Origin of the sequence: Streptomyces sp. TRM49041 (assembly GCF_008271805.1) — a bacterium.
In the GTDB taxonomy this organism is placed as follows: domain Bacteria; phylum Actinomycetota; class Actinomycetes; order Streptomycetales; family Streptomycetaceae; genus Streptomyces.
The window spans coordinates 190,038-216,515 of record NZ_VSRY01000103.1; the positions used below are offsets into that span (position 1 = coordinate 190,038).

A 26,478-nucleotide genomic window follows, 5' to 3' on the forward strand; every position below is an offset into this window, starting at 1 on the left:
GTCCGGCCAGGAACCGGCCCCCTCTCGGCCCCGCCCGGCGCGCCGGTCAGCCGTAGCGCGGGTGCATCAGCGTCGAAGGCGGCAGCCCGGGCAGCCGGGACCGCTCGGCGCGGCGCGCCCCCGCCTCCAGGGCGGCCACGGTCGGCACGTCCCGGGGCGGCGCGGCGGGCGAGAGACCAAGCGGGAGGGGCTCCGGGGAGCGGGCGGCGGCCGGCGCGGCCAGGACGAGTCCCCAGTCGTGCGGGGCGCGCGGGGGCTCGCCCGCCGACCGGTCGGGGCCGCCCGCGAAGCCGGCCGGCCGACCGGTGACGCCGTAGGGGCGGGTGGTGAACCCTGCGGCCCGCAGGGTGGCGTCCACCGTCCAGTACGTGTGCGGCCGGGCCCGCATGGGACCGGCGTGGACGGCCAGGCGGCCGCGGTCGGCGAGGACGCGCGCGGTGAGGCCGTAGAACTCCTCCGAGTACAGCTTGGTGCCGGCCGTGATGCCCGGGTGCGGCAGATCGGAGATGATCACGTCGTACGGCGAGGTGTGCGGCGCGGTCCTGAGCCAGTGGAAGGCGTCGGCGTGCACGACGCGGACCCGGCGGTCGCCGTACGCGTGCCCGTTGAGCCGGGTCAGGGCCGGGTCGGTGCGGGCGAGACGTACGACACCGGGGTCGACCTCGACGACGGTCACGGACTCCACGTCGTCGTACCGCAGGACCTCCCGGGCCGCGAGCCCGTCGCCTCCGCCGAGGATGAGCACACGCGCGTGGGGCCCGCGCATGGCCGGGTGGACCAGGGCCTGGTGGTAGCGGCACTCGTCGCGCCCGCTGATCCGCAGCCGCCCGTCCAGAAACAGGTCGGGCGGCTCGTCCCGGCGGCCGGTCAGCACCACTTCCTGCACGGACGTCTGGACGGCGACGCGTACCCGGTCGCCGTAGACGGCGTGGCGGGCGAACCTTTCGAAGTCGTCGACCAGAGCCGTGGCCGTGGCCAGCACGCACAGTACGGCGGCGTTGGCGGAGATCAGCAGGAGCCGCTCACGGCACGTCAGATCGCGGCCGAAGAGCCACAGCACGAGCACCCCGCCCACCACCGTGTTCACCGCGCCGGTGAGCAGCGCGCTGGTGAGCTGCCCCAGCCACGGCAGCAGCAGAAAGGGAAAGGCGAGACCGCCGACCAGCGCCCCGACGTAGTCGGCGGCGAAGAGGTCCGCGACCGTGCCGCCCGCGTCCTGGTCGTCCCGGCGCGAGATGCGCTGGATCAGTGTCATCAGCAGCGGTATCTCGGCGCCGATGAGCACCCCGATGGCGAGTGAGAAAGCGACCAGCACGTACCGGGAGCCGCCGAGCCAGGCGAACGACGCGTACAGCGCGAGCGCCGAGCAGCCGCCGATCAGCGCGAGCAGCGCCTCAAGGAGCCCGAATCCGACGGCGGCGCGGCAGCGCAGACGTTTGGCGAGCAGCGAGCCGACGCCCATCGCGAAGACCATCACGGAGAGCACCACGGACGCCTGTGTGACGGAGTCGCCGATCAGATACGCGGCGAGGGCGACCAGCTCCAGCTCGTAGACCAGCCCGCAGGCGGCACACGAACACGGCCGCCAGCACCAGGAACCGGCCCGCCCGCGGCCCCGGCGGTCCTGGCGCCGCCGCCTTCTGGGCGGTCGGCGCCGGGTCCGCGGACGCGGAGGCGGGCGCATCGAGCATGCGTTAACGCTACGTCGGGCCCTACTCGCTGCTTGTCACCCACACGAGTGCTACTGGCGCGTTGAAGGCATGGTGACGCCTCCGGCCTGGCCGTGCCGGGACTGGGGCCGGGGCTGGGGCTGGAAGCCCACGCTGGTCCGGGTCACGACGAGTTGGCCCTCCTGCGGGTACGCGTGCCAGGTGCGCCACTGCACCCGGCCCTCGTGGCGCTGCGCCAGCATGGCCGTGAACGCGTGCGGCGAGCCCGGGAACGTACCGGCGAGGCCGTTGGGATGGTCCGCGACGAGCGCCAGCAGTTCCTGCGCCCGGGCCGCGAACGAGCCGCGCGACAGCGTCTCCACGCGCGCGGCGAACTCGTACTCCCAGCCGCCGATCCGCTTCGCCACGCCGAGCGGCAGCGCTGTGCTGCTGCCGGGCATACAGGCGACCGTCTCGGAGCAGCTGCCGCGCTCCTCCGCCAGCAGGACCTGGTGGGACGCGCCGAGCAGTCTCAGTTGCAGGGTCGCACCGGACAGTTCGAGGTCGAGCACGGCGAGGGCGGGCAGCGCCTCCCGCCCCAGCGCCCAGGCCAGGTCGGCTGCGCGCGTGTCGGTGTACGCAGTCTGAAGGGTCGTGAGCATGAGTCAGCTCCGCAAGCACGGTGACGTGACGGGTGGACCGGGGCGTCGTCCCGGAAAGATGTTCAGGGGACTGGGGGTACCGGCTCGGGGTCCACACGAGGTCCGAGGGCTCGTTGTACTCGACAGCGAGGGAATCATGAACCACGCGGGCTCACAGCGTCTTTACCCAACTTTGCGCCGTTTCCATCCCTGTAGGGGCTCGACGGTTCAACTTCTCACCAGTACGCGCATATTGGGGCGCACAAGTGGTCATCGGGGGCGCGCCCGGCGGGAGTTCACCACCGCCGGGCGCCTGTCGTGGAGACGGACCGGCTGCCCCGTGTCAGCCGCCTCCGCCGCCTCCGCCCCCTCCGCAGCCGCCCCCACCGCAGGAGGAGCCGCCGCCTCCGTCCCCGTCGCCCCACCAGCCGCCGGACGAGCGGCCGGACGAGCGGCCGGACGAGCGGCCGGACGAGCCGCTTCCGCCGCCGGACCCCATGAGGGTGGCGAACGCGATGATCACCAGCACGGCCATTGCCGCGACGATCAGCAGAGGCAACATGCGCGTTCACCATCCCCCTCGCCGTGTGTGTGAGAGGCGCATCCCCGTTCTGCGGCCGTCCAAAGCCGAATTGAGGAACTTCAGAGGTTTCCCGGCGCGGGGTTCGGCTCAGCTCCCGCCGCCGCCCCCGGTGAGGGCCATGAGCCCCACCAGTACCAGCGCCGGCGCACCGAACACCACGATCAGTCCGGTCATGCCGTCCGCCTCCTCCGTGTCAGGAGCCCCCGCCACAGCCGCCGCCACCGCCGCCCCCACCCCCGCCGCACGAGGAACCCCCGCCGCAGGAGTGCCCCCCGCCGTCGGACCAGTGGCCGCCGCTCCCGCTGCCGCCCCCACCGCCGTACGACGAGTAGCGCCGCCGCCCGTTGCGCCGCCGTCCCCCGCCGGAGCCGGCCCTGAGGATCCCGGCGACGAGCAGCCCCGCAACGGCGAGCAGCCCCGCAACGGCGAGCACCCCGAAGATCACCACGAATTCCATGTCCGATCACCCTCCCCCGTGTCATGTGTGTCAGGGGGATGCCCGCCCCCCGCGCCGCCCAAATCCGACTTGAGGAACTCCAGAGGTTTCCCGGCGACGGAACGCCACGCACGCGCGCGCTCCCTTGAGCCGCACCCTGCTTCGCCGCAGGATGGCGCCATGACCAGAGCACCGCTCAACCGCCGCCTCGCCGGCTTCGGCACCACGATCTTCGCCGAGATGTCCGCCCTCGCGGTCACCACCGGCGCGATCAACCTGGGCCAGGGCTTCCCCGACACCGACGGCCCGGACGAGATCCGCGAGGCCGCCGTCCGCGCCCTGCGCGCCGGGCGCGGCAACCAGTACCCGCCCGGCCCCGGCGTCCCCGAGCTGCGCACCGCGATCGCCGACCACCAGCGGCAGCGGTACGGCCTGGCGTACGACCCCGACACGGAGGTCCTGGTCACCGCCGGGGCGACCGAGGCGATCGCGGCGTCCCTGCTGGCGCTGGTCGAGCCTGGCGACGAGGTCGTCGCCCTGGAGCCGTACTACGACTCGTACGCCGCGTGCATCGCCATGGCGGGCGGCACCCGCGTCCCCGTCACGCTGCGCCCGGACCCGGCCGAGGCCCGCTTCGTCCTCGACCTGGACGAGCTGCGGGCGGCCGTCACCGACCGCACCCGCCTCATCCTCCTCAACACCCCGCACAACCCCACCGGCACCGTCCTGACCCGCGACGAGCTGGCCGCCATCGCCGCGCTCGCCGTCGAGCGGGACCTGCTCGTCGTCACCGACGAGGTGTACGAGCACCTGGTCTTCGACGGCGGCGCCGAGCATGTGCCGATCGCCACCTTCCCCGGGATGCGGGAGCGTACGGTGACGATCTCGTCCGGAGGGAAGACGTTCTCCTTCACGGGCTGGAAGGTCGGCTGGGCGACCGGTGCCCGGGAGCTCGTGACCGCCGTCCGAACGGCCAAGCAATACCTGACCTATGTCAGCGCGGGCCCCTTCCAGTACGCGATCGCGGAGGCGCTGCGGCTGCCGGGGTCGTACTTCGACGGGCTCCGCGCCGATCTGCGGGCCAAGCGGGACATCCTCGCGGAGGGGCTGCGCACGGCCGGGTTCGACGTGTTCCTGCCACGCGGCACGTACTTCATCACCACGGACGTCGCCGCGCTCGGCGAGAAGGACGGCGTCGCCTTCTGCCGGGCACTGCCCGAGCGGTGCGGGGTCGTCGCCATCCCGAACCAGGTCTTCTACGACCACGCCGACGCGGGCCGCACCATGATCCGCTTCGCGTTCTGCAAGCAGGAGCCGGTACTGCGCGAGGCGGCCGCCCGCCTGGCCCGTCTGTGACGCGACCCGGCCGGGGCGGTGACCCTCTGGGAGGTCACCGCCCCGGCCGGGTCACGGTCGTGCGGTACGGGCGCTCAGACCTCGTCGCCGGGCTTCTCGTCGCCCTCGGAGCCGTCACCGGTCTCCAGGCCGAACTGCTCGGCCAGCCACTTGTCGAACTCGATCGACGCGCGGACCCAGCTCACCGTGGACGACACGAAGTGCTCCAGGCTGACGCCCGTGCCGATCAGCATCTGGGCCTCGCCGATGAGGCGGACGGTGGCACCGCCCTGCTCGTCCTCGTGGAGGTGGCTGTAGACCTTCGGCCACAGCGTGCGGCGGTTCCAGTCGTCGATGGTCTCCAGGATCTTCGTACGGTCCTCGACCGGGTGCGGGCGGTCGTAGAACGTGCGGACCGAGAAGACCTGCTGCTCCGCCTCCCCGCGGAACATGAAGTAGGTGCGGAAGTCCTCCCACGGCGCGGCGAGGTCACCCTCGTCGTCGACGACGTACTTGAGCTCCATCTGCTCGAGGAGCTGCTTCACAAGGTCCTGATCGGGGACGACGGGGCCCGCCGGTCCTGCGGCCTGTTGCTTGGGCTGGCCCCCGAAGTTCGGAATCGAGGACGGGTCGATGCTCACCGGGTAATTCCCTTCATACGGATACGGCCATCCTCTCCCATCCCGGGCGGTGCGTGGCAAGCCCGCCGGGCGGCGATCCGCTGCCGGCTGACATGATCACCCGCCCGTGGCGGAGAAGACCCTGCTCGCGTTCCCCGCGGAGAGCCGGACGATGCCCGGCGCGGCGGACGTGGAGGACCCGTACGAGGGCGGGGACACCCCCTCGTACGGGTCGTCGCGCTCACGGTGTGAGGCGCGGCCTCCGCCGGGCGTCCGCTACCGGGCGGCGCCCACCGTCAGCCCGCCGTCCACCCGGTCCACCCGGACCGTGTCACCGTCCTCGACCTCGCCCGAGAGGATCTCCTTGGCGAGGCGGTCGCCGATCGCCGTCTGGACCAGGCGGCGGAGGGGGCGGGCGCCGTACGCGGGGTCGTTGCCCTCGTCGGCGAGCCACTCCAGGGCGGCCGGGGTGACGTCCAGGGTGAGCCGGCGCTCGGCGAGGCGGCGGGCGAGGCGGCCGATCTGGAGTTCGGCGATGTGCGTCAGCTCGTCGCGGGTCAGGGCGGAGAAGACCACGATGTCGTCGAGGCGGTTCAGGAACTCCGGCTTGAAGGAGGCCCGGACCACCTCCAGGACCTGTTCGCGCTTCTCCGCCTCGGTCGGCGTGGGATCCACCAGGTACTGGCTGCCCAGGTTCGAGGTGAGCACCAGGATGGCGTTGCGGAAGTCGACCGTCCGGCCCTGGCCGTCCGTCAGGCGCCCGTCGTCCAGGACCTGGAGCAGGATGTCGAAGACCTCCGGGTGGGCCTTCTCCACCTCGTCGAGGAGGACCACGCTGTACGGGCGGCGGCGCACCGCCTCGGTCAGCTGGCCGCCCTCCTCGTAGCCGACGTAGCCGGGGGGCGCGCCGACCAGGCGCGCGACGCTGTGCTTCTCGCCGTACTCCGACATGTCGATACGGACCATCGCCCGCTCGTCGTCGAAGAGGAAGTCCGCGAGGGCCTTGGCCAGCTCGGTCTTGCCGACGCCGGTCGGGCCGAGGAAGAGGAACGAACCCGTGGGGCGGTCCGGGTCGGCGATGCCCGCACGGGTGCGGCGGACCGCGTCGCTGACCGCCTGGACGGCCTCCCTCTGGCCGATCAGCCGCTTGCCCAGCTCGTCCTCCATGCGGAGCAGCTTCTGCGTCTCGCCCTCGAGGAGGCGCCCGGCGGGGATGCCCGTCCAGGAGCCCACCACGTCGGCGATGTCGTCGGGGCCGACCTCCTCCTTGACCATGGTGTCCCTGGCGGCCTCCTGCTCGGCCTCCGACGCCGCGGCCAGCTCGCGCTCGACGGCCGGGATCTCGCCGTACAGCAGCTTGGACGCGGTGTCGAAGTCGCCGTCGCGCTGGGCGCGTTCGGCCTGGCCTCGCAGGTCGTCCAGGGTCTCCTTCAGCTCACCGACGCGGTTCAGGCCCTGCTTCTCCTTCTCCCAGCGGGCGGTGAGGCCGCGCAGCTCCTCCTCCTTGTCGGCGAGGTCGCGGCGGAGCTTCTCCAGGCGCTGCAGCGACGCGGGGTCGGTCTCGTTCTTCAGCGCCAGCTCCTCCATGCGGAGGCGGTCGACGGCGCGCTGGAGCTCGTCGATCTCGACCGGGGACGAGTCGATCTCCATGCGGAGGCGGGACGCGGCCTCGTCCACCAGGTCGATGGCCTTGTCGGGGAGGAAGCGGGAGGTGATGTACCGGTCGGAGAGCGCCGCGGCGGCGACGAGCGCCGAGTCGGCGATCTGGACCTTGTGGTGGGCCTCGTACCGGCCCTTGAGGCCGCGGAGGATGGCGATGGTGTCCTCGACGGTCGGCTCGGCGACGAGGACCTGCTGGAAGCGGCGCTCCAGGGCGGGGTCCTTCTCGATGCGCTCGCGGTACTCGTCGAGGGTCGTCGCGCCGACCATGCGCAGCTCGCCGCGGGCCAGCATGGGCTTCAGCATGTTGCCCGCGTCCATGGCGGAGTCGCCGCCCGCTCCCGCCCCGACGACGGTGTGCAGCTCGTCGATGAAGGTGATGATCTGGCCGTCGCTCTCCTTGATCTCGGACAGGACGGTCTTCAGGCGCTCCTCGAACTCACCGCGGTACTTGGCGCCGGCGACCATCGCACCGAGGTCGAGGGCGACGAGGCGCTTGTCGCGGAGCGACTCGGGGACGTCGCCCTTGACGATGCGCTGGGCGAGGCCCTCGACGACGGCGGTCTTGCCGACGCCGGGCTCGCCGATGAGGACGGGGTTGTTCTTGGTGCGGCGGGAGAGGACCTGGACGACGCGGCGGATCTCCTGGTCGCGGCCGATGACCGGGTCGAGCTTGCCCTCGCGGGCGGCGGCCGTCAGGTCCGTACCGAACTTCTCCAGCGCCTTGTACTGGCCCTCGGGGTCGGGCGTGGTGACGCGGCGGGCGCCGCGCGTCCTGGTGAAGGCGTCCAGCAGCTTCTTGGCGTCGGCGCCCTCCCGGGTGAGCAGCTCGCCCGCGGGGCCGCCCTTGGCGGCGACGCCGATGAGCAGATGCTCGGTCGACAGGTACTCGTCGCCGAGGTCGCGGGCGTGGGCCCGGGCGTCGGCGATGACGGCGAGCAGGTCGCGGTTGGGCTGCGGCGGGGCGACGGTGGAGCCGGTGACGCTGGGCAGGGCCGCGAGCAGCCGCTCGGCACCGGAGCGTACGGCGGCCTGGTCGGCGTCGACGGCGGCGAGCAGGTCGGTGAGGTTCTCGTTGTCCTGGCCGGAGAGCAGCGCCAGCAGCAGGTGCGCCGGGGTGAGGTCCGGGTGTCCGTCGGACACGGCGCGGCTGGTGGCGGCGTTGAGCGCGTCCCGGCTCTTGTTGGTCAGCTCGGCGTCCACTTTTGCTGGGTCCTCCTCGGCTGCTGCTGACTGCTGGCGACGTCCATGTGTGACGTCCATGTACGACGTCCAGGGGCGACATCCACCCGCTATGACTCAGTGAACGTCCACAAAGTTGAGTCTATTCCACTCAATGTGCTGAGGGCCAGCAGTCGCCGGTAGGTTCCGGCTCATGGCTATCGACCTGGGCAACCCCGACGCCTCCTATGTCAGCTTCTGGCGCGAGCGGCACATGTGCACCCTGACGACGCTCCGCCCGGACGGCACCCCGCATGTCGTGGCGGTGGGCGTGACGTACGACCCGGAGGGCGGCGAGAAGGGCATCGCCCGGGTGATCACCAACAAGCACAGCAGGAAGGTGGCCAACGTCCTCGCCGCCGGCCCCGACGGCGCGCGTGTCGCGGTGTGCCAGGTGGACGTGGGGCGCTGGGCGACGCTGGAGGGGCGCGCGGTGGTCCGCACGGAGGCGGAGGCCGTCGCGGACGCCGTCGCGCGCTACGCGGAGCGGTACGGGCGCACGCCGTCGCCGAACCCGGACCGGGTGGTCATCGAGATCGCCCTCACGCGCGCGATGGGCCGGGCCTGACGGGCTGTCGGCCGCACGCGCAGCACAGCGGCGCCATCGTGTTTCAGGTCCACGATGACGCCGCTGTGTGGGGGAAGCGTCCGAGCGATCTACAACGACGGGGGAATCGCTCAGGCGCTGCGGGGGGTGGCGGTGGTGGTCTCGGCATCGACCAACTGGTGGTCGCGCTGGTCCAGGTTGACGAAAATCATTCCGTAGCGAATGGCGCAGCGGACGGGCTGCGGCGCGCCGCGGGGCCTGCGGAGGCACCGGTAGGCGCGGATGTCCTCGTCGTCACCGCGGGTGATGACGATCGGCTCACCGAAGAGGGTGACCATCAACGAATCGCCACCCTGGGGCACCGCGGTGACGAGGTCGATGAAGTGCCACCCGGAGCGGTAGGCGGACGCCATCTCACGGCGGAATCGGGAGTCGTCGGGAACGTTCACGCGGCGCCACCCGCGGGCGCGGTCTCCCATGTCGGCTCACCGAAGGTTCCCGGAGCGATCTCCCAGGTGGGCTCTCCCACGCTCGCGGGCGCGGCCTCCCAAGTGGGTTCGCGCGGGCTCGCGGGCGCGGCCTCCCACGTGGGCTCGCCTGCGACGACACTGCCGGCGGCGGCAATCTCCCACGTCGGCTCCCCGCTGGCTGCGACGACACCCAGCGTGGCCGCCGCAGCGACAGCTATGGCGCTAAGTGCACGAACCATCCTGGTCATGGACGATCTCCACCTCTTTTTGTCCTTACCTCCTCCCCCGCGCTTATGACGATGGCTCACTCCGAACGCTTCCACCAGCCAGTACAGGCATCATGTTCCTGAAATGCAGGACCCTGAGGGGGGTGCAAATGCGGCCAAAGGTGGACAATCCGGAAACCGGGCACAGTCATGACGAGCTGTGCGAAGCCGGAAAGCACCTGTACGCGGCCGCCCTGCGCGCCGGCCGGATAGCCCGCTGCGAGATCGACGCGGCGCCATGCTTGATCGACCTCGCCCTGCTGCATCCGGATCCGGACGATCCGCAGTGGCTGCGGCCCGTCCCGCCGTCCATCGCCCTCAACCAGCTGATACACCCCATCGAGCGGGAGATCCAGCAGCGCAGACAGCGCGCACTGTCGTTGGCCGATGCATTCGAGCCGTTCATGACCATCACCACAGCGGCCCCTCCTGCCACCCAGGCGATCAACGTCCTGGAGGGTCTCGCGGTCATCAACGCCGAACTGGACCGGGTGATGGACGAGTGCTCGGTGGAGCTGCTCACCGTCCAGCCGGGCAGTGGGCGCCGCCCCGAGACTGTCAAGGCCGGGCTCCGCCGTGTGGAGCCTCTGCTGGGCCGCGGTGTCCAAATGCGGACCCTGTACCAGCACACGGCCCGGCACCACTCGGCGACTATGGGCTACGTCGAGCGGATCTCACCGTACGGGCTGGAGGTCCGCACCCTCGAGGAGATCATCGACCGGCTGATCATCGTCGACCGGAAGGTCGCCTTCATCCCGGCGCGGAGTGACCGTCAGGTGGCCCTGGAGCTGCGCCACGAGGGGCTCGTGCAGTACCTGGTGGGGGTCTTCGAGCAGTTCTGGCTGCACGGCATCCCGTGGGACGAGGAGATCGTCACATACGCCCCCGCCCACAACGGCATAAGCGGCATCCAGCGCTCCATCGCCAAGCTCCTCGTCGAGGGCCATGTGGACGAGGCCATCGCCCGCCGCCTCGGCATGAACGTCCGCACCTGCCGGGCCCACATCGCGAAGCTGGCCTCCACGCTCGGCAGCGGCAGCCGTGCCCAGCTCGGCTACCTCATCGCCCGCTCCGGGATTCTCGACCAGGAGCAGGACATCCCGCAGCCACAGCCGCAGCCGGGCGCCGACCAGGAGCAGCTGCGCGGCCACGACTGACGGCCCGCCGGCGCGCGCGTCCCGGCTACGGCGCGTCGGGCACCCACGGGGCGACCTCGACCTCGCCGGTGTCGCCCAGGTCGATGGGGCCGTCGTGCGGGGCGACCGGCTGCGCGGGGGTGCCAGGGCCGGGGGCGACCCTCAGATAGGCGCCGCTGGTCGGCGGGACGTCCACGCGGGTCACGGTGTTGCGCCACAGCACCGAGGCCCGGGCCCGCTCGCCCGGCCGCACCGCGGCCGTGGAGGGGCGTGCGGTCCCGCCCGCCGCGCCCGTGCCGCGCCGTACGGTCACGTCCAGCTCCTCGTGCCGCCCGTCGAGCACGGCGACGTCCGGGTAGCCGCTCACCTCGAACGGCCGCGTCCCGCAGTTCTCCAGGAACACGGTCAGCGCGCGCAGGCCCATGGCGGCGTTCGTCGGCCCGAGCGTCACCCGCACACCGGACTCGGGGCAGGGTCCGGCCGGCTCCGGCGCCTCGGTCGGGTGCGGGGACGGGAGGGCCGAGGGCGGCGCGTACGAGGGCACCGGCACCGGGGAGTACCTCGGGCCGCGGCAGGGGCGTGGGCGGCGCCGGGGCGGCCTCCACGCTCCCGGCCGGGGCCCTCTCGGCCCCGCACCCCGTGACCCCCGCCATGAGCACCGCCGCCGACGCCACCGCGGCCGCCACGGCGGCCGGACTCCCCTTCGTACGCATGCCCGGATCATCGCAGGCGGAAGGCACGCGGAAGGCCCCCTCCGAGGAGGGGGCCTTCACAGGGCCCGCGTGCACCGTCCTGCGTGCACCGTCCCGCGTCTACTCGCCGACGCCACGCTTCCTGCCGGGGCGCCACACAACCAACGCGCCGGTCTGCTGCACATCCTGATAGGGCACCAGGTCCCGCCGGTACGAGGCGTGTACCTGGGCCTCGCGCTGACGCATCGCCGCCGCCGCGCCCTCGACCGCCGCCGACAGCTCGGCCACCCGGGCCTGGAGCGCGGCGACCTGGTTCTCCAGCTCGATGATGCGCTTGATTCCGGCCAGGTTGATGCCCTCGTCCTGCGACAGCTGCTGCACCTGCCGGAGCAGTTCGATGTCGCGGGCCGAGTAGCGCCGGCCCCGCCCGGCCGTGCGGTCCGGGGAGACCAGACCCAGCCGGTCGTACTGCCGCAGCGTCTGCGGGTGCAGTCCGCTGAGCTGAGCCGCCACCGAGATCACGTACACGGGTGTCTCGTCGGTCAGTTCGTACGGGTTGCGTCGGCGTCCGTCCATTGCGTCAAGCCCCCTTCGCGGCCTGGAAGAGCTCCGCCCGCGGGTCCTCACCCACGGTCGCCTGGCGGTACGTCTCCAGGGCCTCGCGCGCCTTGTCGCCCAGGTCCTTCGGTACGGCGACCTCGACAGTGACCAGCAGGTCGCCGCGCGTACCGTCGTTGCGGGTGGCGCCCTTGCCACGGGCGCGCATCGTGCGGCCGTTGGGCGTGCCGGCCGGGATCTTCAGCGTGACCGGGGGTCCGCCGAGGGTCGGCACCTTGATCTCGCCGCCCAGGGCCGCCTCGGCGAACGAGACGGGCACCGTGACGGTGAGGTTGTCGCCCTTGCGGCCGAACACGGGGTGGGCGTCGACATGGACGACCACGTACAGGTCACCGGCCGGGCCGCCCCGCTCGCCGGGCGCGCCCTTGCCGCGCAGCCTGATCCGCTGCCCGTCGGAGACGCCCGCCGGAATGCGGACCTGCATGGTGCGCGACGACTTGGCGCGACCGCTGCCATGGCAGACCTCGCACGGGTCCTGGGCGATCAGGCCCCGGCCCTTGCAGTCCACGCACGGGTCGGTCAGCGAGAAGCCGCCGCCCGAGCCGCGCGACACCTGGCCCGTGCCGACGCACGTCGGGCAGACGCGCGGCGTGCCGTGCTTGTCGCCGGTGCCCGAACATGCCTGGCAGGGCTGCTGGCTGGACATGCGCAGCGGGACCGTGGCCCCGTCCACCGCCTCGGTGAAGCTGAGCGTCACCTCGGACTCGATGTCCTGGCCCCGGCGCGGCTGCGTACGGGCACCCGCGCCACCGCGGTTGAACAGCCCGCCGAACACATCGCCGAGCCCGCCGCCGAAGCCGCCCGGGCCGCCGCCCGCGCCACCCGCGCCACCCGGCGCGCCCTGGCCGCCGAAGAGGTCGCCCAGGTCGAAGTTGAACGTGCCGCCCGCGCCTCCGGGGCCGGGGCGGAAGCCGCCGTTGCCGAAGAGGGCGCGCGCCTCGTCGTACTCCTTGCGCTTCTTGGGGTCGCCGAGGACGTCGTTCGCCTCGGAGATCTCCTTGAAGCGCGCCTCCGCCTTGGCGTCGCCCTTGTTGGCGTCCGGATGGTACTCGCGGGCGAGCTTCCGGTACGCCTTCTTGATCTCGGCCTCGGTGGCGTCCTTGGGGACGCCGAGGACCTTGTAGTAGTCCTTCTCGACGAAGTCCTTCGTACTCATCGACGTCCCTCCTCCCGGACGATCACTGCGTCAGCGCCGGGGCCGGCGGTCCACGGACCGCCGACCCTCCGGCTGTCAGCCCTCCTCGGGCCCACCGTTCTCCTCGTCGGCCGACTTCTCTTCCTTCGCGGCCGGCGCGGCGCCCGGCTGGGGCTCGGCGACGGCGACACGCGCGGGACGAATGGTCCGCTCGCCGATCCGGTACCCCGGCTGGAGGATCGCCACGCAGGTCGTCTCGGTGACGTCCGGCGCGTACGAGTGCATCAGCGCCTCGTGCACGGTCGGGTCGAAGGGCTCGCCCTCCTTGCCGAACTGCTGGAGGCCCATCTTGGCGACGGTGGTCTCCAGCGACTCGGCGACCGACTTGAAGCCGCCCACCAGCTCGCCGTGCTCACGCGCGCGGCCGATGTCGTCGAGCACGGGCAGGAGCTCGGTCAGGAGGTTCGCGACGGCGACCTCCTTGACCGCGACCCGGTCGCGCTCGACCCGGCGACGGTAGTTCTGGTACTCGGCCTGGAGCCGCTGGAGGTCCGCGGTGCGCTCGGAGAGCGCGGTGCGGGTCTGGTCCAGCTGGGCCGTCAGACCGGCCGTCTGGTTCGCGTCCCCGGCCGGGGCCGCCGTGCTCTCCTCGGCGGGAGAGGCCTCGGCGGCCTCGGCGGCGTCGTCAGCGGCGGCGCCGGAGGGGACGTCGGGCTTCTCCTCGAAACCCGGTGTCTCCTCCGTCATGCGGCCCCACCCTTCGGCTTCTCGTCGTCGACGATCTCGGCGTCGATCACGTCGTCGTCGGCCTTGGCGCCCGCGCCCGCACCCGCGCCCGCACCGGCCTCGGCACCGCCGGCCGCGCCCTGGGCGGCCTGCGCGTCGGCGTACATGGCCTGGCCGAGCTTCTGGGAGACGGCCGCGACCTTCTCGGTGGCGGTGCGGATCTCCGCGGTGTCCTCGCCCTTCAGCTTCTCCTTGAGCTCGTCCACCGCCGTCTCGACCTCGGTCTTGACCTCGCCGGGCACCTTGTCGGCGTTGTCGGCGAGGAACTTCTCGGTCTGGTAGACGAGCTGCTCGCCCTGGTTGCGGCTCTCGGCGGCCTCGCGACGCTTGTGGTCCTCCTCCGCGTACCGCTCGGCCTCCTCACGCATCCGGTTGACCTCGTCCTGCGGCAGCGAGGAGCCGCCGGTGACGGTCATCTTCTGCTCCTTGCCCGTGCCCAGGTCCTTCGCGGTCACGTGCATGATGCCGTTGGCGTCGATGTCGAAGGCGACCTCGATCTGCGGGACACCGCGCGGGGCCGGCGGGAGGCCGGTCAGCTCGAACATGCCGAGCTTCTTGTTGTACGCGGCGATCTCGCGCTCACCCTGGTACACCTGGATCTGCACCGACGGCTGGTTGTCCTCGGCCGTCGTGAAGATCTCGGAGCGCTTCGTCGGGATCGTGGTGTTGCGCTCGATCAGCTTGGTCATGATGCCGCCCTTGGTCTCGATACCGAGGGACAGCGGGGTCACGTCGAGGAGCAGGACGTCCTTGACCTCACCCTTGAGGACACCGGCCTGGAGGGCGGCGCCGATGGCGACGACCTCGTCCGGGTTCACGCCCTTGTTGGCCTCCTGGCCGCCTGTCAGCTCCTTGACGAGCTCGGCGACGGCGGGCATACGGGTCGAGCCACCCACGAGGACGACGTGGTCGATCTCGGAGAGCTGGATACCCGCGTCCTTGATCACGTTGTGGAACGGGATCTTGCAGCGCTCGAGCAGGTCGGACGTCAGCTGCTGGAACTGGGCGCGGGTGAGCTTCTCGTCCAGGTGCAGCGGGCCCTCGGCGGAGGCCGTGATGTAGGGCAGGTTGATCGAGGTCTCGGTGGACGAGGACAGCTCGATCTTCGCCTTCTCGGCGGCCTCGCGGAGGCGCTGGAGCGCCATCTTGTCCTTGGAGAGGTCCACGCCGTGGCCGCTGGCGAACTGCTTGACCAGGTAGTCGACGATGCGCTGGTCCCAGTCGTCACCACCCAGGTGGTTGTCACCGTTGGTGGCCTTCACCTCGACGACGCCGTCGCCGATCTCCAGCAGCGAGACGTCGAAGGTGCCGCCACCGAGGTCGAAGACGAGGATCGTCTGGTCGTCCTTGTCGAGGCCGTACGCGAGAGCGGCGGCCGTCGGCTCGTTGACGATACGCAGGACGTTGAGACCCGCGATCTCGCCGGCCTCCTTGGTGGCCTGGCGCTCGGAGTCGTTGAAGTACGCCGGGACGGTGATGACCGCGTCGGTGACCTTCTCGCCCAGGTAGGCCTCGGCGTCCCGCTTCAGCTTCTGCAGGATGAACGCGGAGATCTGCTGCGGGTTGAAGTTCTTGCCGTCGAGCTCGATCTTCCAGTCGGTGCCCATGTGGCGCTTCACCGAGCGGATCGTCCGGTCGACGTTGGTGACTGCCTGCCGCTTGGCGACCTCACCCACCAGGACTTCGCCGTTCTTGGCGAAGGCGACGACGGACGGCGTGGTCCTGGCGCCCTCGGCGTTGGTGATGACGGTGGGCTCGCCGCCTTCCAGAACGCTGACGACGGAGTTAGTCGTGCCCAGGTCGATGCCGACCGCACGTGCCATTTCAATTCCTCCAGCTGACTTGAGTGGAACAGGCTCAAGGATGCACGACCCACCCGCTTCGGTCAACAGACCTGAGCGGACCACACTCAACTTTTATCTCGGTCTTATGCGCAACGCGACGCGACGCGCCGGGCATGACCTGCAACATACCCCTATCGTTCCGGACAAAAGACACACTTCAAGCGACCGTAGCGACTTCCTGCGACCCCTGGCGACCCCTGGCGACTTCTTGCGACCCCTGGCGACTTCTTGCGACCCCTAGTGACTCCTTGCGACCTCTAGCGACCTCTAGCGACCACCTCGGAACGGTCAGGTGTCTGCCCATGCACCCCAAGCGCGTCCTGGATCTGACCCTCGGCTCGACACTGCTGCTCCTGGCCGCCCCGGCCCTGGCGGCGGCCGCCGCCGTCACCGCACTACGGCGTCCGCCCGGCGGCGTGCTCGTACGGGAGCCGAGGGCCGGCCTGGACGGCCGCCCCTTCCTCCTGCGCACCCTGCCCGTCCGCCGCCTCCGGCTCGACACACTCTCCCGGCTGCCCCATGTCGTACGGGGCGAGATGTCGCTCGTCGGCCCGGCACCGCTCCCGCCGGGCGCCCCCGGCGAGGACGCGCCCTGGCGGCGCCGCGTACGGCCCGGACTCACCGGCCTGGCTCAGGTGCGGCGCGGTTCGGGGCTGCCGTGGGAGGAGCCGTTGATGCTGGACCAGCACTATGTGGAGCACCATTGGTTGGGGCTGGACGTCCACCTGCTCCTCCGCACCCCGGGGGCGCTGCGCACGGCTCGCCGTGAAGCCGCCGGTCAGCCCGGCGCCGGTCAGGCTCACCTGAGCGACACAGATCACCGCGTGCGCGGCTACAGTGCGGCGGAATAACTGGGTACGCTCAGCACCGAACCCAATAAGTTACCGCTTAGTAGTCCCGGATCCAGCGGTCCGGGATCCCCGCCTCGCAGGCCCGAGGAGCCCTCATGCAACTCGCCGCGATCATTGTGTCGCTGACCCTGACCGTGGTCGGCGTTGCGCTCTTTGCCCGAGCGATCGCGAATATCTACCGGTTCGTGAAGCTGGGCCAGCCGGTCCCGGCCGGTAGCCGTACCGACGACTGGAAGGCGCGCACCGTCACGGTGGTCCGGGAGTTCCTGGGCCACACCCGGATGAACCGCTGGGGAATCGTCGGCTTCGCACACTGGTTCGTCGCGGTCGGCTTCCTGACGCTGCCGCCGACCCTGGCCCAGGCGTACGGCCAGCTCTTCCAGGCCGACTGGACGCTGCCGGTCATCGGCGGCTTCCTGCCGTTCGAGATGTACATCGAGTTCATCGGCCTGATGACGGTGGTCGGCATCGCCACGCTCATGGTGATCCGGCTGCTGAGCCTGCCCTCGCGGGCGGGCCGCAAGTCGCGCTTCGCGGGCTCGAAGGCCTGGCAGGCGTACTTCGTCGAGTACGTCATCCTCACGATCGGCCTCGCGATCCTCGCCCTGCGCGGCCTCGAAGGCGCGATCCACCACGTGGGCTCGTACGAGGCGGCGTACTTCGTCTCGTACCCGCTCGTCCTCGCCCTGAAGGGCCTGAGCGTCGGCACGCTGCAGACCGCGATCTACTTCACGGCGATGGTGAAGATCAGCGTCTCCCTGATCTGGATGATCACGGTCTCGCTCAACACCAACATGGGTGTGGCCTGGCACCGCTTCCTCGGCTTCCCGAACATCTTCTTCAAGCGGAACGCGGACGGCGAGACGGCCCTGGGCGCCCTCCAGCCGATGACCTCCGGCGGCAAGGAGATCGACTTCGAGACGGTCTTCGACGACGAGGAGGGCGCCGAGGAGACCGTCTTCGGTGTCTCCCAGGTCGAGCACTTCTCCTGGAAGGGCATCCTCGACTTCGCCACCTGCACCGAGTGCGGCCGCTGCCAGTCGCAGTGCCCCGCCTGGAACACGGGCAAGCCGCTCTCCCCGAAGCTCCTGATCATGTCGCTGCGCGACCACGCGCACGCGAAGGCGCCTTACCTGCTCGCGGGCGGCGGCAAGACGATGGAGGGCGAGGAGAAGGGCTCCGAGGAGCAGCTGAAGGACGTCCCCGCGTCGGCCCTGGCCGAGGCCGAGCGCCCGCTCATCGGCACCGCCGAGGAGAACGGCGTCATCGACCCGGACGTGCTGTGGTCCTGCACCACCTGCGGTGCGTGCGTGGAGCAGTGCCCGGTCGACATCGAGCACGTCGACCACATCGTCGACATGCGCCGCTACCAGGTGATGATCGAGTCGTCGTTCCCGTCCGAGGCGGGCACGATGCTCAAGAACCTGGAGAAGAAGGGCAACCCCTGGGGCCTGGCCAAGAAGCAGCGCGTGGAGTGGACCAAGGAGGTCGACTTCGAGGTCCCGATCGTCGGCAAGGACATCGAGGACCTGTCGGAGATCGACTACCTGTACTGGGTCGGCTGCGCCGGCGCCCTGGAGGACCGGGCCAAGAAGACCACGAAGGCCTTCGCGGAGCTGCTCCACATGGCGGGCGTCAAGTTCGCCATCATGGGCGGCGACGAGAAGTGCACCGGTGACTCCGCCCGCCGCCTGGGCAACGAGCCGCTGTTCCAGCAGCTCGGCCAGGAGAACGTCGCGATGCTGAACATGGCCTTCGGTGAGACTGACGACGACAGCGGCTCCGCCGCGGGCTCGGACGAGTCGACTCGTAGGCCGAAGTCGAAGAAGAAAATCGTCGCGACCTGCCCGCACTGCTTCAACACGATCGCGAACGAGTACCCGCAGCTGGGAGGCGAGTTCGAGGTCATCCACCACACGCAGCTGCTCCAGCACCTGATCGACGAGGGCCGGCTGACCCCGGTGACCCCGGTCGACGGCCTGATCACGTACCACGACCCGTGCTACCTGGGCCGTCACAACAAGGTCTACACGCCGCCGCGCGAGATCATGTCCGCCGTCCCCGGCCTGCGCCAGCAGGAGATGCACCGCCACAAGGAGCGCGGCTTCTGCTGCGGCGCCGGCGGCGCGCGTATGTGGATGGAGGAGCGCATCGGCAAGCGCATCAACACCGAGCGCGTGGACGAGGCGCTGTCGCTGAACCCGGACATCGTCTCGACCGCCTGCCCGTTCTGCCTCGTCATGCTGTCGGACTCGGTGAACGGCAAGAAGAACGAAGGCGCGGCGAAGGAGTCGCTCACGGTCGTGGACGTGGCGCAGCTGCTGCTGGAGTCGGTGAAGAAGCCGGTGTCCCCGGAAGCCCCGGAGGAGGGCACGGCGGACGCCGAACCGGAGCCCGAGCCCGCGAAGTAACACACGCGTCGCACGACGAACGGCCGGACCTGCCCCGGGGGCGGGCCCGGCCGTTCGCCTGTCCGGGGCACCAGGTCGGCTCCCCTAGGGGATGTCACAGCTCAGCAGCAAATGAAGGGGCGTCACCCGGCCGCGTGCGCCCCCACGCGCCGGACCAGGTACGTTCGTTGATGTGGCTGGATTCAGGATCGGACGCGGCCGGGACAACCGCACCCCGCGCCAACAAGCGCAGCAGACGCGGCAGCAGACGCAGCAGCAGGCGCCGCCGTACGGCAATGTGACGCCGGCGCCGCCGTCGTACGCGTCGCCGCAGCAGCAGTGGCCGCAGAGCGGCCAGACGTACGGCGAGCCGGAGTACTTCGGCGACCCGCACCAGCAGCAGCCCGCGCCGCACCGCCCCCAGCAGCCGTACGGCTCCCCGGGGCAGGGCCAGGGCCATGGCCATGGCCCTCGGCAGGGCCCCGGCCAGGGCCACGCGGCGAACAACCCGGGTCACACCCAGGTCTTCAGCGTCGGTGATGACCCCTACGGCGCGCCGGACGGCTACCAGGCGGGTGACGGCGCCCCGGCGGCGCCCGCGGGCCCGCGGCTGCCCTGGAAGCAGTTGCTGAGCGGCATCGTGATGCGCCCGGGCCCGACGTTCTTCCAGATGCGCGACCACGCGGTGTGGATGCCGGCGCTGGTTGTGACGTTCGTGTACGGCCTGCTGGCCCTCTTCGGCTTCGACAAGGCCCGCGAGGAGACGATCAACGCGACGCTCTCCACGGCTGTCCCGTACGTCCTGGTGACCGCGGTCATGTTCGTCGTGGGTGGGCTGATCCTGGGCGCGGTGACCCACACACTGGCGCGCCAGCTGGGCGGCACGGGGGCGTGGCAGCCGACGGTGGGCCTGTCGATGCTGATCATGTCGATGACGGACGCCCCCCGCCTGCTGTTCGCCCTGTTCCTGGGCGGCGAGAACGGCCTGGTCCAGGTCATCGGCTGGCTGACGTGGGCGGCGGCGGGAGCGCTCTTCACGTCGATGGTGAGCAAGTCGCACGACCTGCCGTGGCCGAAGGCGCTGGGTGCGTCGGCGATCCAGCTGGTGGCGCTGCTGTCGCTGATCAAGCTGGGCACGCTGTAGTACGCGGAAAAAGGGAAAGGGCCCCCGAGAAGACGGGGCCCTTTCCCTTTCCCTACGCGCGGTCAGGCGTCGAGAACCTGCCCGGAGCGCCGGACGACGGGCTTCTCGACACTCAAAGGGGCGTCGGCGGCGGCCAGCTCGCGGACGCTGCCGCCCGCCGCGCCAGGTGGCCGGATGCGTGGTGCATTCGGACCGCGGCTCGCAGTTTCGGTCACGGAAGTTCGTCTCCGCCCTCGTGCGTCACGGCATGGTCGGCTCGATGGGCCGGGTCGGTGCGGCGGGTGACAACACCGCGATGGAGAGCTTCTTCGCGCTGCTGCAGAAGAACGTCCTCGACCGCCGCACCTGGGCCGCCCGCCAGGAGTTGCGGATCGCGATCGTGACCTGGATCGAGCGCACCTACCACCGGCGCCGACGCCAGAGACGCCTGGCCCGATTGACCCCCGTCGAGTACGAGACCATCATGACCCCACCCGCAGCCCTGGCTGCATAACCCCGCTGTCACCCGATCACGCAGCAGTCCCGAACCGGTAATCGTCTACGTGCGGCCCGGCACTCGGAAGGCGCCCTGTGGCTGGGGGTGGCCGGCTTCCACGGCTTCACCCACCTCCCCGGTTCGGGTCCCGCGTCGGGCAAGGCTAGGGGGCCACTCGTGCAAATTCCGGGCAGGCTCACAGACCTGCCCAAGTTGCCGGGCCAGCGTACGGCCCCCTGACCATGCCCGACCCCAAACCGGGCAGGACACCGGCCAAAGCCGCTCCAGCCGACCACGTGCCCCCGCGCGCCACCCACACCCACGGCCAGCACCCGCCACCGTCCGGCCTCCGCCACAGGCTCCTTCCCGACCACAACTCGCAATGGCTATCGGAGTCGTTGAGGTTCGTCGAACACAGGCACGACGACAGCCCCGGTACATCGGCACCGGTCTGCACGATCCCTGAAGGACCGGACCGCCCCGCGTGCTGCCAGGCTCAGGGGGCGTCCGGTCTTTGTTGTTGCGTCACTGATCAGCCGAGCATTGGCACCCTCCGGTCCGGGTGATCGAGCCACGGTCGATGCGTGCCGTCCGGGGCAACCGTCAGGCCGAAGCACCCAGGCGCGGGCTCGTTCGCCATGCGCCACCACAGGTGGGCGGCCTCCACCTCACTCCACAACCGCCGGGGGCCGTACTCCCACACGGTGAACCGCTCGTTGTTCCTGCCGTCCCAGTCGACGGCGGCCCATGAAGTGGCGTCCGTGGTGGCCAGCCAGAGGCGGGAGGCGACCCCCTTGACATCGGGGTTCTCGTGCCAGGTGTGCCACACGTCGCGGAGTTGGAGGCCGATGGCGAACTGGGCGGCCCAGTCGTCACCCATAACCGCCCACGGCGACAAGGTGGTTTCCGCCTCGTCCGGGACGTGTTCGTCACGGACGACATCGCGGAAGATTCGCAGGTCGGTGCGCTGAGTCCTCATCAGCATGAACGCCGAGTACGGGTGGAAGCGGCCCGAGGCGCCACCGTCATCGTCCACGACCAGGCGCAGCAGCCCGTAGCACAGCCAGGGCGACTCCCACGGGGTGAGGATCATGCCGCCGGGCCGTACCTGACGCAGCCACGGCTGCGGTACGTGCCGCACGGAGCAGGTGGCCACGATACGGTCGTACGGTGCCCTGGCAGCATGGTCGGCAGCACCGTCACCGCGGATCACCTCCGGCTCCAGCCCCACGCCCTTCAGGTTCAGGGCGGCCTGCGCCGAAAGGGCCGGGTCCAGCTCGATCGTGGAGACGTTGTCCGAGCCGAGCCGGTGAGCCAGCAGACCCGCGTTCCACCCGGTTCCGGTGCCGATCTCCAGGACCTTGTGGCCGCTCGACAGTTCCAGCATCTGGAGCATGCGCAGCACGATCGACGGGTCCGAGGCCGACGAGGAAGGCCACCGCTCCTCGTCGCCCGGGTCGGCGCCGTCGTTGACCTGCGTCACCACCGGTCCGTCCGCATACGCGGCACTAAGCCAGGTCTCGGGCGCGGTCGTGCGAAGGCACGGCTCCAGGGTGTCACCGACGTAGATCCGCTCCGGCAGGAAGGCATGCCGGGGCACGGCCCACAAGGCCCTCTCCCAGAGCGAGCCCACCGGGTGGGGCAACGTGTCGTTGAGGGTGCCGAGCAGACCGCGCAGGGCGATCTGCTCAGCAGCTCCAAGGTCTTTGGTCATCGAGGCCGCTCTACTTCCCGTGCTTCGGCGGCGCCTTGGGCGTCGAGGTGTCCGGTGACGGCTTCGACGTACCGGGGTCCTTGCCCCCCGAGTGCTTGCCGTCGCCTCCACCGCCACCCTTGCCGGTTCCCCAACCCATGACTACTCCCTCGTGTCGTGGTGCGTGTGAATTGGTGGTAAGGCACCCCGCCCCGGCCTCCCCTGCTCGTGAGGACCAGGCCGGGAGTCTCAACGCGTGAACACCCAAGCCAGGACCAACCCGATCCCGGCAGCGTTCACGATCACGGACACAGGCCCGGCGAACCGGCCGACCAAGCAGCAGACGCCCCTCACGTCTGCCCCCACACAGCGGCAGCGCGCTCCCAGTCGCGGTAGACCCGGATCCGTTCCCTGACTGTCAGGGGCGGCAGGTCGGCGAACGCCACCCGGCGGTGACGTTGCCCGGGGCCCACGGCCCGTAGATCAATCACAGGGCGCCCCACACGATCGCTGAACGGCACCCAGTCCCCCACCCGCAGCTCACCCGGCAGCACGTCCAAGGGCACCGAGTTCACCGGAGGGCGCGGTACCGCATCAGCGATCACCGGCAGCCGGACCGCAACTGCCGATTTCGGCGCCGGCGGCAGAACCCACGGACGCTTCACAACAGCCGCCCCGTCCTCGCAACCGGCCGCAAGGCCCCCGCCGCTACCGACGACCGACCGTCACAGCGAGGGCAGCCACAGGCCGGGAAGCGCATCGGGTCGGCCAGAATCGATACCGGGTCACCCTCACGAACCGCCGTCGTCTGCTCCCACGTCCGGCCCGAGTCCCGAGATACGCGAATCGTCATCAGCGTGCGCTGTTCAGCGCCGAGGACACCCGTCTTCATCGGGTACACCCCGACGAGTTGTCCAGGGTCCAGGCTGTTGCAGCCGCCTGCTTGTGTGCGTCCACGAGTCGACCTTCCTCCCAAAGGTGCGCGGGCTTGGGAGGAAGACCGTAAAGGCCGGACATGGGTCGGACCCGGAAGAAATTTCCGGGTCCGACTTCACGCTGTCGATCTGGCTGTCTAGGTCGTGTCTCCCAACTCTTGTGGGGCACGGAGGCATGAAGCTTCGCCGATGCTCGTAGACTCGTGACGTGGCGTTCATGAGCACCCCGCACTGTTGCTTCCTGTGATCGGAAGGCGCTGAGGGCGATGCCGGACGGCGTCGCCCTCCTTGGTGTGCCTGCTGCGTGAATCACGTTCCCGACGCTGCCCGTTCCTTCCTGAGGCAGCGAGGTTCTGAGCGCGCGTGCAGGCACGGGTCTCTTCCCTTCACTCCAGGAGTGCTTCGTGCCCGTGTCGTTTCCCCCTGCCCTCGAATCGTCTCTCGACTTGCTGCGCTGTCCGACGTGCCGCACGCGCCGCCTGGGCCCCGGCCTCGGCGCGCTACGTTGCCCGGTGGGCCACACCTTCGACATCGCCCGCCACGGCTACGCCGGCCTGCTCACGGGCACCCGCGCCACCAGCGGCGACGACGCAGCCATGGTCCAGGCCCGGGACCGGTTCCTGTCCACCGGCGCCTACGCGCCCATCCGGGAAGTCGGGGCACGCCTGGCGGCCGACGCCGCGTCCGAGCGGGCCACGGTTGTGGACGTGGGATGCGGCACGGGCTACTACCTGGCCGGCGTACTCGACCAGTTGCCCGGCGCCCGTGGTCTGGGACTGGACACATCGGTGCGCGCGCTCCGCTCGGCAGCCCGTGCCCACGACCGAGCCGCCGCGGTCGCCTGGGACGTCTTCCGCCCCTTCCCGCTGGCCGACGGGATGGTCGATGTCGTGCTGGACGTGTTCGCCCCACGCAACCCGGCCGAGTTCCACCGCGTACTGCGCCCGGCCGGCCAGCTGATCGTGGTCCGTCCCACCGGGCGGCACTTGTCCGAGCTGCGCGGCCAGGTGCCTGCGATGGTCACGATCGACCCGGCCAAGGAACAGCGCCTGCACCAGGCGCTCAACCCCTTCTTCGAGCCCGTCGTTACTGAACAGGCGGAGTACTCCGCGTCCCTGACCAGGCTGGATGTCCTGGACTTGGTGGCGATGACGCCGAGCGCACGCCACGTGAGCCGTTCAGACCTGAACGACGACGGCCTCCTGCCCGATCAGGTCACCGTCTCCGTGCTGGCCACCGCCTACCGGCCTCGGTGACCACGAGCGGGCGCATGCGCCTGCTGACCGACGAGCAGTGGGCACGCCTGGCACCCTGCCTTCCCCGCAGCGCGGGGAGGGCAGGGCGTCCGTTCGCCGACCACCGTCGCATCATCGAAGGGATCATCTACCGGTACCGCACCGGCATCCCATGGAGAGATCTGCCCCGCGAAACATTCGGTCCTTGGCAGACGGTATCCGAGTCCCGCGACTCGGCCGTGGCAGGCCATGCACCACACCGGACGCGCTGCTCGCAGACAAGGCGTACTCCTCCAAGCAGGTCCGGACAGACCTCATGGTTCGTGGCATCCGCACAGTGATCCCCGAGCGCGCCGATCAACAGGCCAACCGCAAGAGGAGGGGCCGCAGCGGAGGACGGCCCCGAACTCTGGACACCGAGACCTACAAGCGCAGGAACGTCGTGGAACGGTCGTTCAGCCTGCTCAAGCAGTGGCGGGGCCTGGGCCACCCGTTACGACAAACTCGCGATCGTCTACCGCTCCGCAGCCGTGCTGGCGGCGGTCATCGCCTGGTTACGGAGTTGAGAGATACGACTAACTCAGAGCGCCCAGGTTCAGGGCCAGTTCGCGGACGTCGCGCCGCTTGCTCCTCTTGTGGAGACGACGCGCCAGGTCCCGGGCGAACTCGTGCGCCCGGATCTGCTCAGGAGCTCTTTGGTAGGCGCGTTTCAGGTGGTCGGCGGCATCATCAGTCCTACCCACCTCTCTATACGCCCGTGCTACGTCCACAGGCGTGATGCGTGCTCGGATCTTGGACGGGGGCAGGGGAACGTCGAAGGGCGCGGCCCGTCATGATCATGTGATTCCACTCGCAAGATCGTGAAGGCCGCGCCCGTATGCCATCCTGCCCGACCCTGCCCACCTCTCGTCAACTCGCCGATCAACTCGGCGTCGGGGTCGGGGAGTTGTGCACGCCCGCGAAACTCCCCTCGCTCCTGGAGGCGGTCGACGCCGTGCCCGACCCGCGTTCTGTGCACCTGGTCACGCACCCCCTCCCGATGCTGCTCGGCCTGGTGGCCTGCGCCCTGCTGTGCGGGGCGCGCTCGGTGCGCGGTGTGATCCGCTGGGCGAACGGTCAGGGCGCCGGCATCCTGGCCGCACTCGAAGTCCCCGACGGTGATCCGGCGCAGTTGCCGGTGGCCACCACGCTCACCCGCACCCTTGCCCGGATCGACGCCGACGCACTCGATGCGGCCGTCGGCACCTTCGTACAGACCCACGCCGCCGACCCGCTGGCCGGAATCGCGGGAGATCCGCCCCTGCTGCAGCTGGCCGCGGACGGCAAGACGGTTCGCGGCGCCCGCGACGCCGACGGCCTGCAGCTTCACCTGCTCGGCGTCTACCAGGTCGATCCCGGCGTGATGCTCGCCCAGCGCGAGATGCGCCACAAGCCCCACGAGACCGTGCACTTCACCGCCGCCCTCGACCTGATCGCCGACATCACCGGGGCGATCGTGACCGCCGACGCCCTGCACACGGTGGCCGATCACGCCCGCTACCTGCACCGACGCGGCGCCTTCGGACTCTTCCCGGTCAAGGAGAACCGCGCCGCCCTGTTCGCCCGGCTCGACGCGCTCGACTGGGACGAGACCACGAACCCGCAGATCAGCATGGTCCGTACCGAGGAGACCAACAGCGGCCGCCACGAGACCCGCATCGTCCGCGTCCAGGCACTGGAAGACGGCCAGGTCAACTTCCCGCACGCCACCCATGCCCTGCTGGTGGAGCGGTACACCACCGGCCGGGGCGACGGAAAGACCCACGCGGACGCCGAACTCGGCATCACCACCGCACCTGTCCAGACCGCCGACGCGGCCATCCTCGCCCGCTGCGTGAGAGACCAATGGGCCATCGAATCCCAGCACTTCATCAGAGACGTGACCTTCGGAGAGGACGCCTGTCGGGCCCGCACCGGCAGTCTGCCCCGAGCCCTCGCCACCTTCCGCAGCCTGGCGATCAGCCTCGCCCACCTCGCCGGATGGAAGAACAACGCCGCCGCACACGACCACTACCGCAACCACCCGGCCGACGCTCTACGCGAACTCGGTCTCACGGGCTGAGCACGCATCACACCTG

General features: G+C 70.6%; 23 protein-coding genes and 3 pseudogenes. 10 read left to right on the forward strand and 16 right to left on the reverse strand.

The window, feature by feature from the left end:
- Nucleotides 1–46 precede the first annotated feature (46 nt).
- From FVS66_RS12085 to FVS66_RS12100, 5 genes and pseudogenes are all read right to left on the reverse strand, one after another.
- Nucleotides 47–1,691 (reverse strand): annotated as a pseudogene (locus FVS66_RS12085) (polyamine aminopropyltransferase).
- Between the two features lie 50 nt (nucleotides 1,692–1,741).
- Complete coding sequence (locus FVS66_RS12090) at nucleotides 1,742–2,311, reverse strand: DUF2617 family protein (RefSeq protein ID WP_149181070.1); 570 nt, start codon at nucleotides 2,309–2,311, stop codon at nucleotides 1,742–1,744.
- 322 nt (nucleotides 2,312–2,633) lie between these two features.
- Nucleotides 2,634–2,852, reverse strand: coding sequence for a hypothetical protein (locus tag FVS66_RS12095; RefSeq protein WP_187645489.1), 219 nt, complete (start codon nucleotides 2,850–2,852; stop codon nucleotides 2,634–2,636).
- A 108-nt stretch (nucleotides 2,853–2,960) separates the two neighbouring features.
- Nucleotides 2,961–3,083: a hypothetical protein gene (locus FVS66_RS35860; protein ID WP_262386939.1), complete on the reverse strand. Its 123-nt coding sequence runs from the start codon at nucleotides 3,081–3,083 to the stop codon at nucleotides 2,961–2,963.
- Nucleotides 3,067–3,330 (reverse strand): hypothetical protein, encoded by a 264-nt coding sequence (locus FVS66_RS12100; protein WP_149181072.1) that lies wholly within the window; start codon nucleotides 3,328–3,330, stop codon nucleotides 3,067–3,069. Before FVS66_RS12100 ends, FVS66_RS35860 begins: the two co-directional genes overlap by 17 nt.
- A gap of 159 nt (nucleotides 3,331–3,489) precedes the next feature.
- Here FVS66_RS12100 and FVS66_RS12105 point away from each other — a divergent pair, with 159 nt between their 5' ends.
- The gene (locus tag FVS66_RS12105; RefSeq protein ID WP_149181074.1) at nucleotides 3,490–4,665 is read left to right on the forward strand and encodes a pyridoxal phosphate-dependent aminotransferase; all 1,176 of its coding nucleotides are present in this window, start codon (nucleotides 3,490–3,492) and stop codon (nucleotides 4,663–4,665) included.
- 74 nt (nucleotides 4,666–4,739) lie between these two features.
- Here the strand turns inward: FVS66_RS12105 and FVS66_RS12110 are convergent, their stop codons facing one another.
- Both FVS66_RS12110 and clpB read right to left on the reverse strand, forming a co-directional pair.
- Entirely contained in the window at nucleotides 4,740–5,285 is a 546-nt protein-coding gene (locus FVS66_RS12110) for a YbjN domain-containing protein (RefSeq protein WP_149181076.1), read from the reverse strand.
- Between the two features lie 255 nt (nucleotides 5,286–5,540).
- Entirely contained in the window at nucleotides 5,541–8,126 is a 2,586-nt protein-coding gene (gene clpB, locus FVS66_RS12115) for an ATP-dependent chaperone ClpB (protein ID WP_149181078.1), read from the reverse strand.
- 172 nt (nucleotides 8,127–8,298) lie between these two features.
- Here clpB and FVS66_RS12120 point away from each other — a divergent pair, with 172 nt between their 5' ends.
- The gene (locus FVS66_RS12120; protein WP_149181080.1) at nucleotides 8,299–8,712 is read left to right on the forward strand and encodes a TIGR03618 family F420-dependent PPOX class oxidoreductase; all 414 of its coding nucleotides are present in this window, start codon (nucleotides 8,299–8,301) and stop codon (nucleotides 8,710–8,712) included.
- A gap of 110 nt (nucleotides 8,713–8,822) precedes the next feature.
- Here the strand turns inward: FVS66_RS12120 and FVS66_RS12125 are convergent, their stop codons facing one another.
- Nucleotides 8,823–9,170, reverse strand: a complete 348-nt coding sequence (locus FVS66_RS12125) for a (2Fe-2S)-binding protein (protein WP_399225380.1) — start codon at nucleotides 9,168–9,170, stop codon at nucleotides 8,823–8,825.
- Between the two features lie 367 nt (nucleotides 9,171–9,537).
- On the opposite strand from FVS66_RS12125, the gene FVS66_RS12130 reads away from it, so the two are divergent.
- A complete protein-coding gene (locus FVS66_RS12130; protein WP_149181085.1) occupies nucleotides 9,538–10,584 on the forward strand; it encodes a helix-turn-helix transcriptional regulator in 1,047 nt (348 codons plus the stop codon).
- Between the two features lie 25 nt (nucleotides 10,585–10,609).
- On the opposite strand, the gene FVS66_RS12135 is transcribed toward FVS66_RS12130, so the two are convergent.
- The 5 genes from FVS66_RS12135 to dnaK form a co-directional block, all read right to left on the reverse strand.
- Entirely contained in the window at nucleotides 10,610–11,113 is a 504-nt protein-coding gene (locus tag FVS66_RS12135; protein WP_187645490.1) for a DUF4232 domain-containing protein, read from the reverse strand.
- Between the two features lie 262 nt (nucleotides 11,114–11,375).
- Complete coding sequence (locus FVS66_RS12140) at nucleotides 11,376–11,831, reverse strand: heat shock protein transcriptional repressor HspR (RefSeq protein ID WP_149181089.1); 456 nt, start codon at nucleotides 11,829–11,831, stop codon at nucleotides 11,376–11,378.
- A 4-nt stretch (nucleotides 11,832–11,835) separates the two neighbouring features.
- Nucleotides 11,836–13,029, reverse strand: a complete 1,194-nt coding sequence (dnaJ, locus tag FVS66_RS12145; RefSeq protein ID WP_149181091.1) for a molecular chaperone DnaJ — start codon at nucleotides 13,027–13,029, stop codon at nucleotides 11,836–11,838.
- Between the two features lie 75 nt (nucleotides 13,030–13,104).
- Nucleotides 13,105–13,755 (reverse strand): nucleotide exchange factor GrpE, encoded by a 651-nt coding sequence (grpE, locus tag FVS66_RS12150; protein ID WP_149181093.1) that lies wholly within the window; start codon nucleotides 13,753–13,755, stop codon nucleotides 13,105–13,107.
- Nucleotides 13,752–15,617 (reverse strand): molecular chaperone DnaK, encoded by a 1,866-nt coding sequence (gene dnaK / locus FVS66_RS12155; protein WP_149181095.1) that lies wholly within the window; start codon nucleotides 15,615–15,617, stop codon nucleotides 13,752–13,754. The genes grpE and dnaK overlap by 4 nt, the downstream gene beginning before the upstream one ends.
- A gap of 323 nt (nucleotides 15,618–15,940) precedes the next feature.
- Here dnaK and FVS66_RS12160 point away from each other — a divergent pair, with 323 nt between their 5' ends.
- The 4 genes and pseudogenes from FVS66_RS12160 to FVS66_RS12175 form a co-directional block, all read left to right on the forward strand.
- Complete coding sequence (locus tag FVS66_RS12160; RefSeq protein ID WP_149181097.1) at nucleotides 15,941–16,489, forward strand: sugar transferase; 549 nt, start codon at nucleotides 15,941–15,943, stop codon at nucleotides 16,487–16,489.
- A 95-nt stretch (nucleotides 16,490–16,584) separates the two neighbouring features.
- The gene (locus FVS66_RS12165) at nucleotides 16,585–18,900 is read left to right on the forward strand and encodes a (Fe-S)-binding protein (protein WP_149181098.1); all 2,316 of its coding nucleotides are present in this window, start codon (nucleotides 16,585–16,587) and stop codon (nucleotides 18,898–18,900) included.
- 172 nt (nucleotides 18,901–19,072) lie between these two features.
- On the forward strand, nucleotides 19,073–20,023 hold the full coding sequence (locus FVS66_RS12170) for a Yip1 family protein (protein WP_149181099.1): 951 nt from the start codon (nucleotides 19,073–19,075) through the stop codon (nucleotides 20,021–20,023).
- Between the two features lie 175 nt (nucleotides 20,024–20,198).
- Nucleotides 20,199–20,516 (forward strand): annotated as a pseudogene (locus FVS66_RS12175) (IS3 family transposase); the annotation flags it as partial.
- A gap of 514 nt (nucleotides 20,517–21,030) precedes the next feature.
- On the opposite strand, the gene FVS66_RS12180 reads toward FVS66_RS12175, so the two are convergent.
- Together FVS66_RS12180 and FVS66_RS35865 are read right to left on the reverse strand one after the other, a co-directional pair.
- Entirely contained in the window at nucleotides 21,031–22,212 is a 1,182-nt protein-coding gene (locus FVS66_RS12180; RefSeq protein WP_149181101.1) for a methyltransferase domain-containing protein, read from the reverse strand.
- Nucleotides 22,213–22,222: 10 nt separating this feature from the next.
- Complete coding sequence (locus tag FVS66_RS35865; RefSeq protein ID WP_262386940.1) at nucleotides 22,223–22,351, reverse strand: hypothetical protein; 129 nt, start codon at nucleotides 22,349–22,351, stop codon at nucleotides 22,223–22,225.
- Nucleotides 22,352–23,530: 1,179 nt separating this feature from the next.
- On the opposite strand from FVS66_RS35865, the gene FVS66_RS12190 reads away from it, so the two are divergent.
- Entirely contained in the window at nucleotides 23,531–24,382 is an 852-nt protein-coding gene (locus FVS66_RS12190) for a methyltransferase domain-containing protein (RefSeq protein ID WP_187645492.1), read from the forward strand.
- Nucleotides 24,383–24,396: 14 nt separating this feature from the next.
- Nucleotides 24,397–24,927: pseudogene (locus tag FVS66_RS12195) on the forward strand (transposase).
- A gap of 9 nt (nucleotides 24,928–24,936) precedes the next feature.
- Here FVS66_RS12195 and FVS66_RS12200 read toward each other — a convergent pair.
- A complete protein-coding gene (locus FVS66_RS12200) occupies nucleotides 24,937–25,104 on the reverse strand; it encodes a hypothetical protein (protein ID WP_262386941.1) in 168 nt (55 codons plus the stop codon).
- Between the two features lie 134 nt (nucleotides 25,105–25,238).
- Between FVS66_RS12200 and FVS66_RS12205 the strand changes: the two genes are divergently transcribed.
- Nucleotides 25,239–26,462, forward strand: a complete 1,224-nt coding sequence (locus tag FVS66_RS12205; protein WP_149181103.1) for an ISAs1 family transposase — start codon at nucleotides 25,239–25,241, stop codon at nucleotides 26,460–26,462.
- Nucleotides 26,463–26,478: the final 16 nt, after the last annotated feature.